This is a genomic window from Paeniroseomonas aquatica, assembly GCF_030409335.1.
GTDB classification, from domain to species: Bacteria; Pseudomonadota; Alphaproteobacteria; order Acetobacterales; family Acetobacteraceae; genus Belnapia; species Belnapia aquatica.
The window spans coordinates 36,170-48,381 of sequence record NZ_JAUFPN010000153.1; the positions used below are offsets into that span (position 1 = coordinate 36,170).

General features: G+C 68.8%; 14 protein-coding genes. 3 read left to right on the forward strand and 11 right to left on the reverse strand.

The genetic code is table 11. The annotated features are described in order from the left end of the window. Nucleotides 1–39 precede the first annotated feature (39 nt). Nucleotides 40–2,121: an elongation factor G gene (fusA, locus tag QWZ14_RS15335; protein ID WP_290317603.1), complete on the reverse strand. Its 2,082-nt coding sequence runs from the start codon at nt 2,119–2,121 to the stop codon at nt 40–42. 95 nt (nt 2,122–2,216) lie between these two features. On the opposite strand from fusA, the gene QWZ14_RS15340 reads away from it, so the two are divergent. Both QWZ14_RS15340 and QWZ14_RS15345 read left to right on the forward strand, forming a co-directional pair. Further along, entirely contained in the window at nt 2,217–4,067 is a 1,851-nt protein-coding gene (locus tag QWZ14_RS15340) for a methyl-accepting chemotaxis protein (RefSeq protein WP_290317605.1), read from the forward strand. Nucleotides 4,068–4,157: 90 nt separating this feature from the next. Then, nucleotides 4,158–5,606, forward strand: coding sequence for an LVIVD repeat-containing protein (locus QWZ14_RS15345; protein WP_290317606.1), 1,449 nt, complete (start codon nt 4,158–4,160; stop codon nt 5,604–5,606). A gap of 72 nt (nt 5,607–5,678) precedes the next feature. Here QWZ14_RS15345 and wrbA read toward each other — a convergent pair whose 3' ends face one another. Genes wrbA through uraH form a run of 3 tightly spaced genes read right to left on the reverse strand, consistent with a single transcriptional unit; the run spans nt 5,679 to nt 7,129 of the window. Beyond that, nucleotides 5,679–6,278, reverse strand: coding sequence for an NAD(P)H:quinone oxidoreductase (wrbA, locus tag QWZ14_RS15350; RefSeq protein ID WP_290317607.1), 600 nt, complete (start codon nt 6,276–6,278; stop codon nt 5,679–5,681). 51 nt (nt 6,279–6,329) lie between these two features. Next, nucleotides 6,330–6,734 (reverse strand): ankyrin repeat domain-containing protein, encoded by a 405-nt coding sequence (locus QWZ14_RS15355; protein WP_290317608.1) that lies wholly within the window; start codon nt 6,732–6,734, stop codon nt 6,330–6,332. A gap of 35 nt (nt 6,735–6,769) precedes the next feature. Next, a complete protein-coding gene (gene uraH, locus QWZ14_RS15360) occupies nt 6,770–7,129 on the reverse strand; it encodes a hydroxyisourate hydrolase (protein ID WP_290317609.1) in 360 nt (119 codons plus the stop codon). A gap of 107 nt (nt 7,130–7,236) precedes the next feature. Here uraH and QWZ14_RS15365 point away from each other — a divergent pair, with 107 nt between their 5' ends. Further along, a complete protein-coding gene (locus tag QWZ14_RS15365) occupies nt 7,237–8,508 on the forward strand; it encodes a M20 family metallo-hydrolase (RefSeq protein WP_290317610.1) in 1,272 nt (423 codons plus the stop codon). Here QWZ14_RS15365 and QWZ14_RS15370 read toward each other — a convergent pair. The 7 genes from QWZ14_RS15370 to mlaD form a co-directional block, all read right to left on the reverse strand. Beyond that, nucleotides 8,478–9,140 (reverse strand): alkaline phosphatase, encoded by a 663-nt coding sequence (locus tag QWZ14_RS15370; protein WP_290317611.1) that lies wholly within the window; start codon nt 9,138–9,140, stop codon nt 8,478–8,480. The two genes, QWZ14_RS15365 and QWZ14_RS15370, sit on opposite strands and share 31 nt — an antisense overlap. 142 nt (nt 9,141–9,282) lie before the next feature. Continuing rightward, nucleotides 9,283–9,744, reverse strand: a complete 462-nt coding sequence (locus tag QWZ14_RS15375; protein ID WP_290317613.1) for an alkaline phosphatase — start codon at nt 9,742–9,744, stop codon at nt 9,283–9,285. 30 nt (nt 9,745–9,774) lie between these two features. Further along, on the reverse strand, nt 9,775–10,137 hold the full coding sequence (locus QWZ14_RS15380) for a hypothetical protein (RefSeq protein WP_290317614.1): 363 nt from the start codon (nt 10,135–10,137) through the stop codon (nt 9,775–9,777). 20 nt (nt 10,138–10,157) lie between these two features. Beyond that, the gene (locus QWZ14_RS15385; protein ID WP_290317615.1) at nt 10,158–11,120 is read right to left on the reverse strand and encodes an MBL fold metallo-hydrolase; all 963 of its coding nucleotides are present in this window, start codon (nt 11,118–11,120) and stop codon (nt 10,158–10,160) included. After that, a complete protein-coding gene (locus QWZ14_RS15390) occupies nt 11,117–11,476 on the reverse strand; it encodes a DUF2155 domain-containing protein (protein WP_290317616.1) in 360 nt (119 codons plus the stop codon). Before QWZ14_RS15390 ends, QWZ14_RS15385 begins: the two co-directional genes overlap by 4 nt. Beyond that, nucleotides 11,473–11,691, reverse strand: coding sequence for a hypothetical protein (locus tag QWZ14_RS15395; RefSeq protein ID WP_290317617.1), 219 nt, complete (start codon nt 11,689–11,691; stop codon nt 11,473–11,475). The genes QWZ14_RS15390 and QWZ14_RS15395 overlap by 4 nt, the downstream gene beginning before the upstream one ends. Beyond that, the gene (gene mlaD, locus QWZ14_RS15400) at nt 11,688–12,209 is read right to left on the reverse strand and encodes an outer membrane lipid asymmetry maintenance protein MlaD (RefSeq protein ID WP_290317618.1); all 522 of its coding nucleotides are present in this window, start codon (nt 12,207–12,209) and stop codon (nt 11,688–11,690) included. The genes QWZ14_RS15395 and mlaD overlap by 4 nt, the downstream gene beginning before the upstream one ends. Nucleotides 12,210–12,212 lie beyond the last annotated feature (3 nt).

Below are 12,212 nucleotides of genomic sequence, written 5' to 3' on the forward strand. Positions count from 1 at the left end.
GTCCCCGCGCCGTCGCCGCTCAACCGATGTCCGTACGGATCAGGCGGACTTCGCCATGATCTCGTCCGCGATGTTCCGCGGCACCGGGTCATAGTGGTGGAACTGCATCGAGAAGGAGGCGCGCCCCTTGGTCATGCCGCGCAGGTTGGAGATGTAGCCGAACATCTCCTTCAGCGGGACATGTGCCCGGACGATGACCGAGGTGCCGGCCATGTCCTGCGACTGGATGACGCCACGGCGGCGGTTCAAGTCGCCCACCACGTCGCCGACATGGTCCTGCGGGGTGGTGACCTCCACGTCCATGATCGGTTCCAGGATGACCGGGCCGGCCTTCTTCATGCCTTCGCGGAAGCACGCCTTGGCGGCGATCTCGAAGGCGAGCGCCGACGAGTCGACGTCGTGGTACTTGCCGTCGACCAGGGTGTAGCGGAAGTCGACTGTCGGGAAGCCGGCGAGCACGCCGGTATCGGCCTGCACCTTGATGCCCTTCTCCACCGCCGGGATATATTCGCGCGGCACCGAACCGCCGGTGGTGCCGTTGACGAACTCGATGCCCTCGTTCCGCTCGCGCGGCTCGAAGACGATCTTCACCTCGGCGTACTGGCCCGAGCCGCCCGACTGCTTCTTGTGGGTATAGGTCTCGGTGTGGGACTTCGAGATCGTCTCACGGTAGGCGACCTGCGGGGCGCCGATATGCGCGTCCACGCCGTATTCGCGCTTCAGCCGGTCGATGATAATCTCGAGGTGCAACTCGCCCATGCCGGACAGGATGGTCTGGCCGGTCTCCTGGTCGGTCTTGAGGCGCAGCGACGGGTCCTCGCCGGCCAGCTTCTGCAGGCCGAGCGTCATCTTCTCGACGCCGTCCTTGGTCTTCGGCTCGACCGAGATGTCGATGACCGGGATCGGGAAGGCCATGCGCTCGAGCACCACCGGGTCCGACTGGTCGGCGAGGGTATCGCCGGTGCCGGTGTCCTTCAGCCCGACGAAGGCGGCGATGTCGCCGGCGGAGACTTCCTTGATTTCCTCACGCTTGTCGGCGTGCATCTGGAACATCCGGCCGATGCGTTCCTTGTGGCCCTTGGTCGTGTTCATGACCATGTCGCCCTGCTTGAGGACGCCGGCATAGACGCGGACGAAGGTCAGGTTGCCGTACTTGTCGTTGATGATCTTGAAGGCCAGGCCGGCGAAGGGCAGGGACTCGTCGGCCGGGATGATGCGGCGGTCGACGCTCTCGTCCTCGCCTTCCTCGGCGGCGACCTTGATGCCGGCGATGTCGATCGGGCTCGGCAGGTAGTCGATCACGCCGTCCAGCAGCGGTTGCACGCCCTTGTTCTTGAAGGCGGTGCCGCACATCACCGGGCGGAAGGTGCCGTCGATCGTGCCGCGCTTGATGGCACGCTTCAGGGTCTCGACCGAGACGTCGCCCTTCTCGAAGTATTCCTCCATGCCGGCGTCGTCGACGCTCAGCGCGGTGTCGAGCAGGAGCTGGCGGTACTCGGCCGCCTTCTCCTTCAGGTCCTCGGGGATGTCCTCGTAGTGGTAGGCGGCGCCGAGCTCGTCGCCTTCCCAGATGATCGCCTTCATCTCGATCAGGTCGACGACGCCCTTGAAAGTGTCCTCGATACCGATCGGCAGCTGCAGCGCGATCCAGGTGATGCCGAGCTTCTCGGTCAGCGTGGCCGCGGCGCGGTAGAAATCGGCGCCGGTGCGGTCGAGCTTGTTGATGAAGATCAGGCGGGGGACGTTGTAGCGGTCCGCCAAGCGCCAGTTGGTCTCGGACTGCGGCTGCACGCCGGCCACGCCCTCGATGATGAAGACGGCGCCGTCAAGCACGCGCAGCGAGCGGTTCACTTCGATGTTGAAATCGATGTGGCCGGGGGTGTCGATGACGTTGATCCGGTAGTCCTTCCACACGGCGGTCACGGCCGCGGAGGTGATGGTGATCCCCCGCTCGCGCTCCTGGTCCATGTAGTCGGTGGTGGTGTTGCCGTCATGGACCTCACCGATGCGATGGGACTTGCCGGTGTAGTAGAGAATCCGCTCGGTCGTCGTGGTCTTGCCCGCGTCGATATGCGCGGTGATGCCGATATTGCGGATTCGGTCGAGCGGGGTGCGCGCCACGGGTGGGCCTCCAAAGGCAAAAGCGGGCCCGGCCGCGGATCTGCTCCGCACCGCCCGCCGAGGTCTGACTGGTTCAGTCTGGTATCGCGGGGGAATTGCCCCCTCCAGCCGGGATTTGCAAGCGGGTTTCGCGGCGGCGGGTCCAGCGCCCGGGGATTCGGCCGGCATGTTCACGGAATCGAAATCGGAACGGTGCTTCGTTCAACCCCTGCCGCCCGTGGACAGGCCGGCCGAGGAAACCAACAGCTATGCTGACCGCATTCCGGGACCTTCGCATATCGTTCAAGCTCCTCCTGCCCCTCATTGCCCTGGCCCTGGTCGGCGGCGGCATCGGCGCCTACATCAGCCAAGCCCTCATGCGGGCGGATAGCGAGTATTCGAGGCTGCTGGAGGGAGAGGTGGCAGCGGCCAGCGCGTCCGACCGCCTCAACCTCATATTGGTCGACATGGCGCGCGCGGTCTGGCGTGGCATGGCCTTGTCCGAGGCTGCAGAGCTCGATGGCGCGATCCGGGACCTGGAGCAGATGGCGGCTGCGGTCAGCACCTATGGCGCGTCCGGCCGCGGGGCCCTGCGGGCTGCGGGCGACATCACCGCCCTGAATGACATCGAACGGGAACTCATCGTCCGGCAGGAGGTGGCGCTGCGGGGCCTGCGGCAGATGCGCGCCGGCGATCCGACTGGCGGGCGGCAGTTGATCATGGCGGAGTTCGCCGGGCAGGTTCCCGTCCTGCGGGCCAAGACCCGGCAATTCACCGAAAAGCTTAAGAAGATGGCGACGGAACGGTCGGAAGCGCTGACCCGGGAGGCGGAGGCGTCGGTCAGGCTGGCCATCCTGGTGCTCGGCCTGGGTCTCACCCTGGGCCTCGGCGCCGGCATCTGGCTGATGCTGGCGACCGTCGTCCGCCCCTTCGGCCGGCTGCATCGCAGCATGCAGGGCCTGGCCGGTGGCGACCTGGGCATACAGGTCGTCGATACCGACCGTGGGGACGAAATCGGCGCCATGGCGCAGGCCTTGCAGGCCTTCGGCAAAGGCCTGCGGGAAAGTGAGGTGCTGCGGCAGGACCAGGAGGTGCTCAAGGTCCGGGCTGAGGCGGATCGCAAGGCCGCGCTGGCCAGCATGGCCACGGCGCTGGAGGAACGGGTGGGCGGCGTAGTCGAGGGCATCGCCGCCGCCGCCTCGGAGCTGAATGCCGCCGCCACCTCCATGGTCGGCATCGCCGACGCCACCAGCGGCCGTGCCGTGACCGTCAGCAACGCGACCGCGGAGGCCAGCGCCAATGTCAATACGGTGGCCGCCGCGACCGAGCAGCTTGCCGCTTCCGTCGCCGAAATCAGCCGGCAGGTCGCCGACAGCGCCCGCATGGCCAATGGCGCGGTGGATCAGGCCAACCGGACGAATGCGACCGTGGCCAACCTGACCGAGGCGGCCTCCCGCATCGGCGAGGTGACGCGGCTGATCGGCGACATCGCCGGGCAAACCAACCTGCTGGCGCTGAACGCCACGATCGAGGCGGCCCGTGCCGGGGAGGCCGGCAAGGGCTTTGCCGTCGTGGCGAGCGAGGTCAAGGCGCTGGCCAACCAGACGGCGCAGGCGACCGGCAACATCGCCAGCCAGATCCAGGCAATGCAGGCCGCCACGCGCGAGGCCGCCGCCGATATCGGCGCCATTCGCGGCAGCATCGATCAGATCAACGACGTGACAGCGGCAATCGCGGCGGCGGTGGAGGAGCAAGGTGCCGCCACGCGGGATATCGCCCAGAACGTCCAGCGGGCCGCCGCAGGCACCAACGAGATCTCTGGCGCGATCGAGGGGGTGACGGCGGCAGCGGCGGAGACGGGCGGGGCGGCGAACCAGGTACAATCCACTTCCGGCACCCTCGCCGAACAGGCGGAAACGCTCAAGCGGGAGGTCTCGAGCTTCCTGAGCCGGGTGCGGGCGGCCTGATCAGATGCGAAGCCGGTGCAGGGGTTGCACCGGCAGGCCGGCAAATGGCTAGCTTCCATCAACCGCCAGCACGGCGGAGGGAGGGAAGCGATGCGCCTTGCCATTCTCGGCTTGCTGCTGCTCACGCCTTGGGCGGTCGCCCGGGGAGCGGAGCCGGAGGCGGCCAATATGCGTCTGCTCGGCCATGACGGCCTGCAGGGCCGCAGCGCCTACCAGCCGACGATCCACCGCCAGGGCGACCGCTGGATCCTGTACGTCGGGCACCACGGCGGCAGCCAGGCCGAGCCGAAGCCGCTGAACCCGCTGACCGGACAGGCCGAGTTCAACGGCACCTCCATCCTCGACGTCACCGATCCGGCCAGCCCGCGCTACCTCGCGCATATCCCGGGGGAGCCGGGCTTCGACGAGGATGGCGGGGCGCAGATGGTGCGGGTCTGCGACAACCGAGGATTGCGAAACGCGGCCAATCCGGCCGGCTTCACCATGCTGCGGACCCAGGGCAATGCCGGGCACCAGCTCTTCGACGTGACCGACCCGGCGAAGCCGAAGCTGCTCGCCAGCATCCCGGCCGGGCATACCCACAAGAACTGGTGGGAATGCGATACCGGCATCGCCTTCCTCGTCTCTGGCCTCAGGCCGCCCTGGCGCGTCCGGCGGATGACCCAGGTGTTCGACCTGAACGACCCGGCGAAGCCGGTGCATATCCGCGACTTCGGCCTGCCGGGGCAGCAGATCCGGGACGGCGCGGCGATGCAGGATGCCCATGCCGAACACGGCACCCTGCCGACCGAGCTGCATGGCGGCATCTCGACCGGGCCGCAGGGCAACCGGATCTACTTCGGCTATGGCACCAATGCCGGCGGGATCGTGCAGATCATCGACCGGGCGAAGCTGCTGGAGGGGCCGCGGGAGCCGACCGATGCCAACCTGCGGGCGCCGGAAGTCGGGCGGCTGGTGATGATGCCCTGGGTCGGGGCGCATACCGCCTATCCGCTGCTGGGCATGCCGATCGCCGAATTCGGCCGGGATGCGCGCGGGGCGACGCGGGACTTCGTCATGATCGTCAACGAGTCGCTGCGCAACGAGTGCCGGGAGGAGGCGCGGCAGATGGTCTGGTTCGCCGATATCTCGGTGGAGAGCCAGCCGATGGTGGTTTCCTCCTGGACGGTGCCGGAGGCCTCGGGGAATTTCTGCGCCCGCGGCGGGCGGTTCGGCTCGCATTCCTCGAACGAGAGCATGGCGCCGGTCTTCCACAAGAAGCTGGCCTTCATCGCCTTCTTCAATGCCGGGGTGCGGGCGCTGGACATCCGCGACCCCTACCATCCGCGAGAAGTCGGGCATTTCATCCCGCCGATCACGGAGCGCACGGCGGAACGCTGCGTGCCGGTCGACGGCACGCCGCGCTGCAAGCGCGCCATCCAGACCAAAAACGTCGAAACCGACGAGCGTGGCCTGGTCTATATCGTCGACCGCGCCAACACCGGGGTCCACATCCTAGAAGTCACCGGCGAACCCCGCAGCATCGCAGGCCTCCCCTGACCCCCGGGTTCCAAGGGTCCTTCGACCCTTGGCGGGAGAGTTCGAGAGGGCAGTGCCCTCTCGGGCCCAGCCTCAGCCGAACAGCTTCGCCGTTATCTCCGCCACGTGCTTGCCCTGGAATCGGGCCAGCTCCAGCTCATTCTCGCTGGGCTGCCGCTCACCTTTGCCACCGGCGATGGTCGTGGCGCCATAGGGGGTGCCGCCGCTGACCTCGTCCAGCCGCACCAAGCCGGCGGCGCTGTAGGGCAGGCCGACCTGCACCATGCCGTGGTGGAACATCATGGTATGCATCGCCATCAGGGTCGTCTCCTGCCCGCCGTGCTGGCTGGCGGTGGAGGAGAAGGCGCTGCCGACCTTGCCGATCAGCGCGCCGCGCGCCCAGAGCCCGCCGGTCTGGTCCCAGAACTGCGCCATCTGCGAGGGCATCCGGCCATACCGGGTTGGGCAGCCAAGAATGATGCCGTCGTACTGGTCCAGCTCCTGCGGGCTGGCCTCGGGCGCTGCCTGGTCCAGCTTGGCATGGGCCTGCTCCAGCACCTCGCGCGGGGCGATCTCCGCGACGCGCTTCACCGTGACCGTGGCGCCCGCCGAGCGGGCACCCTCGGCGACGGCACCGGCCATCGTCTCGACATGGCCATACATGGAATAATAGAGCACCAGAATCCGCGCCATCGAAGCCTCCCTCAGGTGCGGGGCATACGCGCGGGACCGTGCTATGTTGCCTCAGCGCACAATCCGTTCCGCTTCGGCATCCGTGGCGAGGCGCCGGGCCAGGTCGGCATGGCCGGCTTCCGTCGCATGATCAGCGGCGGTGCGCCCGACGGGGTCGCGCAAAGCCGGATCGGCGCCATGCTCCAGCAGCAGCGCCACGGCCTCCTGCTGGCCGGCGCCGGCCGCAGCCATCAAGGCGGTGGGGGCCTCGCGCGGGTCGCCCTCGGCAGCCCCCATCGCCCCACGGTCCAGCAGGAGGCGCAGCACGGCAAGGTGGCCGTGGCAGGCGGCGAGGGCGACCGGGTCGGCCGCTTCGCCGGGCCGGGGCGCGGCCAGATGCGGATCCGCGGCCAGCATCTCGGCCACCGCCGACGCATCGCCCTGGCCCACTGCCGCCAGGAATTCCTGATGGTTCATGTCCCGATTCCTCCGTTGCTTTGGAAAAGTAACGCTCAGGACCCGCGATAGGTTGTGTAGCTGAAGGGTGAGCAGAGCAGCGGCACATGGTAGTGTCCCTGGCCGGTGGCCAAGCGGATGCGGACCGGCACCACTTCCAGGAAGCCCTCGGCCGGGGTCAGGCCGCGGCGGTGGAAATAGGCGCCGACGGCGAAGCGCAGCTCGTGCAGGCCGGGAACCAGATCGGCCTCCGCCATCAGGATCGCCTCGTTGCGCCCATCCGCCGTCGTGACCGTGCTGGCCAGCAGCACCGGCTCCGGCTCCAGCCGCCAGAGTTCGATGCCGACGCCTTCGGCCGGGCGGCCCTCGGCGGTATTGAGCATATGGGTGCTGAGGTAGCTGTCATGCTGCGCCATCGGCCACGCCTTCCTGAACTGGAACGAACGGCCAGGGTGGGGCCGCTTGACGCCGGTCGGCAAGGCGCGGTTTAGCGCTGCAGCTGCGAAGGTAAGGGCCCCCTGTCATGACCGAGACATCGATCACCCCGAATGCCGTCGCCGCCGTGAGCGAGGCCCGACAGTGGGACCGGCTGATGCAGATGGCCAGGCTTGGGGCCTTCCGCGGGGGGGATGGATCGGAAGGCGTGAACCGCGCCTGCCTGACACCACTCGACCGCGAGGCGCGGCGCTTGCTGATCGGCTGGGGCCAGGCCATCGGCCTCACGCCCTCCATCGATGCCCTGGGCAACCTGTTCCTGCGGTCCGAGGGGACGGTGCCCGGCCTCGCCCCGGTACTGGCCGGCAGCCACATGGACAGCCAGCCGGCGGGCGGGCGCTTCGACGGCATCTGGGGCGTGCTCGCCGCGCTCGAGGCGGTGCAGGCGCTGCATGAGGCAGGCGTGTCGCTGGCCCGGCCTATCGAGGTGGTGGCCTGGACCAACGAGGAAGGCGGCCGCTTCGCCCCGGGCTGCATGGGCAGCATGGCCTATGCCGGGCATAGCGCCGCGGACAGCTGGGATGCGGTGACCGACAGCCACGGCGTCAGCTTCGGTGAGGCGCTGCGGGAGCACTTGGCAAAGGAGGCCGACCTGCCGCGCCGGCCCCTGGGCGGCGCGCCGCATGCCTATGTGGAGGCGCATATCGAGCAGGGGCCGCAGCTGGAGGCGGCAGGGCTCGACATCGGCATCGTCACCGGAATCCAGGGCAGCCGATGGTTCCTGGTGGAGCTGCTGGGCGCCAGCGCCCATGCGGGCACGGCGCCGGTATCGATGCGGCGGGATGCGGTGCAGGACATGGTGCGGGCCATCACCGCGCTGAATGCGCTGATGGCGGACCCGACCGATGTGCTGCGCTTCACCGTGGCGAAGATCGAGGTGGAGCCGAATTCATCGAACAGCGTGGCGGAGCGGGTGCGCTTCACCATCGACTTCCGCCACCCGGATGCGGCGGTGCTGACCGCCCGCGGCGACGCGATCGAGGCGACCATCCGCGGCGCGGTGCGACATTGCGACGTCACCGTGACCGAGCGCTTCCACGCCCTGCCTGTCGAATTCCATCCGGCCGTGACCGGCGCGGTGGAGCGGGCGGCGGCGGCACAGGGGCTGAAGGCGGTGCGGATGCCGTCCGGTGCCTTCCACGATGCGCAATTCATGGTGCCGCTCTGTCCCAGCGGCATGATCTTCATCCCCAGCTATCGGGGCATCAGCCATAATCCGGCGGAATATTCCTCCCCGGAGCAACTGGTCAGGGGCGCCCGGGTCCTGGCTCAGGTGCTGGCGGAGCTGGCGCGGGACTGACCTCGGGGCGGCCCGGGGCATGATGCCCTGGTCACCTGGGCCGCGATGGCGTTCCAGTCGACCGGCGCCTCCGGCGCGGCCGCGTCCGGCTGCTCCACCTGGCCGAGCAGGAACTTCCTGAGCTCGGCCTGATCGGTGTAGCTGCGGCCGCTACCGGCGATGCTGTGGCCCGCCGCATCGAACACGCTGTCCACCCGGGTTGCCAGGTTCAGCACCTGGTCCGCACCGGCGCCGGTTGCGAAGGGCGGCACGAGCTGGTTCGAGTGGCCTTTGCCGAACCACTGGTACTCCGGCACGCCGTCGCCGTTGCGATCCTCCTGCACGCGCTGGAAGGGGATGGTCTCGCATTCCGGGCCGAACGGCAGGTGGTCGTGGTCGGCGGTGACGATCAGCAGGGTGTCCTCGAAGGTCGCCTTGCTCCCGGGCGAGTTCACGTAGTCGATGACGCTCTGCACGGCGGCGTTGAACTCGATGTAGTCCTCGATGGTGCGGCCGAGGTTGTTGGCATGCTCGGCGCGGTCCACCGCACGGCCCTCGATCATGAGGTATAGCCCGTCCGGATCGGCGTTCAGCTTGTTGAGCGCCGCCAGCGACATCTCGGTCAAGGTCGGCGAGGTCTGCAGCCGCGGCACGGTGAAGGGGCTCGCTGGCCGGGTCGGCCCCGCTGCGGTAGAAGCTGGTGCCGGTGAAGGCCTCGGCGATCATCGCCAGGCGGGCGTCGGTGGGCGTGCCGCTGGCCGCGGCCTGGATATCCGCACGGCTCTGCAGCAGGTCTCAGCCCAAGCCGTCCGGCGACTTGTACGTACCCGCCTTGAGGCTGTTCCAGAGATCCTGGCCGATCCAGTCGTAGTTCGCGGCCGTCGCCGGCTGGCCGTTGTCGTTGACATCGGGGTTGCCGGTGCCGGCGATGACATCGAGCACGCCGCTGTGGAACACTTCCGTGGCGATCTCGCCGTGGCTGGCGCGCGAGACGTTATGCGCCCCGCCGCCGGCCGCCGGGGTCGCATCGCTGATCTGCACGGTCGAGACCACGCCGGTCGCCTTGCCGCCCTGATGCACGACTTCGGCGAGGCTGAGCAGCGCGGTGCCGTTGCCGTCGACGTTGATGGCGTTGTTGTAGCTCTTCTCGCCGGTCATCTTCGCCGACATGGTATTGGCGGAATCCGGCGCGGTGGCGCGGTTCCATTCATAACCGGCGAAGCCACGCTCGAAGCCGGCGGAGGTCGTGCCGGGCACCGGGGGGAAGTCATAGTTGCGGGCCGGGTCTTAGACGTCGATCGCCACCTGGGCGAGGCCGGCCGGCCCGGCGACGGACGCGTTGCGGGGGTCGAGCGCATAGACCGGTTGCGCAGCATGGATGAAGTCCGGCCCATCCACCGTGAGCTCGCCGGGCAGGCCGCCACGGACATCCCCGAGATATTGGCGCGTCGCTTCGAGGGCATTGAACCGGCCCCGTCGGCGATCATGACGATGACGTTCTTGGGTGCCGCCGACATGGCGGCCTCCGTCGCTACGGTTGAGGATTCTATGCTGTATACTTCCGGGCTGGTGGCCGGTGCAGGGAAGCCTGAAGCGGCACCGGCCGCCAACGGCGGCTCGTGTCAGTTTGGCGATGTTTGGCGTCGGCATCCTTCCGCCAACGGTTGGCCTCAGTCGGCCGGCAGGTCCAGCGTGGCGCCGAAGGCCAGGGTGGTGAATGCCTCCGGCGGCAGGCCGGCGGCGGTGCGGGCCTTGGCCAGCCAAGCTTCCGGGCCGTCGATCGCCTCGTCGGTCAGGCCGGCGAAGGTGCCGAAATGCATGCCGATGCTCTGCCGGGCGCCGAGCGCCTGGTGGGCGCGGACCGCCTCGCCCGGGTCCATGTGCTGGGTGTGCATGAACCAGCGCGGCTCATAGGCGCCGATCGGCAGCAGGGCGAGGTCGATGCGGGGGAAGGCGCGGGCGATCTCGGCGAAATGCGGGCACCAGCCGCTGTCGGCGGCGAAATAGACTGTGGCCTCGCCCGCCTGGATGACGAAGCCGCCCCAGAGGCTGCGGTTGCGGTCGAAGGGGGTGCGGGCGGAGAAGTGCTGTGCCGGGACATAGGTGATGCGAAGCCCGGCGACCTCGGTCGATTGCCACCAGTCGAGTTCCGGCACGCCCTGGAAGCCCGCCTTGGCGAGGTGGCGAGCATTGCCGAGGCCGGTGACGGCGGGCGGCGACCAGCGCCGGCGCACCGCGCGCAGGGTCGCCAGGTCCAGGTGGTCGTAGTGGTTGTGGCTGACCAGCAGCAGGTCGACGCCGGGCAGGGCCGCCAGCGGCTGGCCCGGGGCGCGGACCCGCCTCGGGCCGGCGAAGCTCAGCGGGCTGGCGCGGGGCGACCAAACCGGGTCGACCAGGATGCAGCGCCCGCCGATCTGCAGCAGAAAACTGGCATGGCCGATGAAGGTGGCGGCGATGCGATCCGCAGCCAGGCGGAGGGGCAGCGGCTGCGGTGGATCCTCGATCCAGGCCGGCCAGGGCATCCGCTGCGACTTCCGCCGCCATGCCCAGACATCGGCCAGGGTCTTTTCGGTGCGATCATGGACATTGTGGAAGGCCCGGCCATCCCAGTGGTCCGAGCGGTCCGGCGTCACTTGCAGTCGATCACCCGCAGGTCATAGACCGGATGCTCCAGCATGCTGACGCCGGGGGCATTGGCGAACATCCAGCCGCGAAAGACCTCTTGGAAGCCACTGGCGCGGCGGCTGTCGCTGACTTCCAGGAAGGCGCTGGCATCCGGCACCTCATCGGGCGGCCGGGCGTTGCAGGCGGTGACGCGGATGGTGAGGGTGCCGACCTGCGTCCCCTGGCCCACCGGGGCCCGCAGGGTGGAGATGCGGGCGGTCACCTTGTCGAGCAACTGCAGCTCGGCCACCGATTTCGGCACCCAATCGGCACTCTGCGCCAGGGCGGCACAGGGCAGCAGCGCCAGCGCCAGCGCCCGCCTCATCGGTCCGGACGCTTCGGGCTGGGTAGGGCGGCCACTAGGTCACTCAGGATCCGGCGCATGGCAGTCTCGTCGACGCCCATGAGGATGGCGTCCTCGAAGGCATCGCGCATGACCTGGGTGAGCTCGGCGTGGTTTTCCGCCAGTACCTTCAGCTTTTCCCGGCAGGATACCGGGCTGCCATCGGCGCCCGGCCATGCCTCGGGCTGGGCGCTCATCGCGGTGCGGCGGGGGCCGGCGTGGGGGTGGCGGTCTCGCCGCCGGCACTGGGCTGGGAACTGTTCATCTGCGTGACCGAAAAGATGAAACGGCCGAGCAGCGATTCAAGGCTGACGGAGCCCTGCGTCTCGACGATGCGGCCGTTGTCGGCGAGGAACTGCTCGCTGCCGCCAGGCACTAGGGAGACATATTTGCCGCCGAGCAGGCCTTCCGAGGTGATTTCGGCCGACGTGTCGCTGGGCAGCTTGAGGCCGCGATCCACCCGCAGGGTGAGGACCGCCGAAAAGCTGGTCGGGTCGATGCGGCTGTCGGTCACGCTGCCGACCTTGACGCCGGCGATGCGGACATCCGCCCCGTTGGAAAGGCCGTCGATCTTGTCGAACTGGGCCGTGAGCAGCAGGCCGTCGGTATTCGAGGCACCGCGGCCGCTGTGGAGCACGGCATAGGCCAGGAAGCTGGCGGCGACGAGGAGCACGATGCCGCCGGTGGCGACCTCGGCGAGGCTGCGTCCTTTCACGGC

Coding starts and splice junctions, on each gene's coding strand:
- QWZ14_RS15345 (WP_290317606.1), top strand. CDS start 4,158: ATGCGCCTTGCCATTCTCGGCTTGCTGCTGCTCACGCCTTGGGCGGTC.
- wrbA (WP_290317607.1), bottom strand. CDS start 6,278: ATGGCGCGGATTCTGGTGCTCTATTATTCCATGTATGGCCATGTCGAG.
- QWZ14_RS15355 (WP_290317608.1), bottom strand. CDS start 6,734: ATGAACCATCAGGAATTCCTGGCGGCAGTGGGCCAGGGCGATGCGTCG.
- uraH (WP_290317609.1), bottom strand. CDS start 7,129: ATGGCGCAGCATGACAGCTACCTCAGCACCCATATGCTCAATACCGCC.
- QWZ14_RS15365 (WP_290317610.1), top strand. CDS start 7,237: ATGACCGAGACATCGATCACCCCGAATGCCGTCGCCGCCGTGAGCGAG.
- QWZ14_RS15380 (WP_290317614.1), bottom strand. CDS start 10,137: ATGCCGACGCCAAACATCGCCAAACTGACACGAGCCGCCGTTGGCGGC.
- QWZ14_RS15390 (WP_290317616.1), bottom strand. CDS start 11,476: ATGAGGCGGGCGCTGGCGCTGGCGCTGCTGCCCTGTGCCGCCCTGGCG.
- QWZ14_RS15395 (WP_290317617.1), bottom strand. CDS start 11,691: ATGAGCGCCCAGCCCGAGGCATGGCCGGGCGCCGATGGCAGCCCGGTA.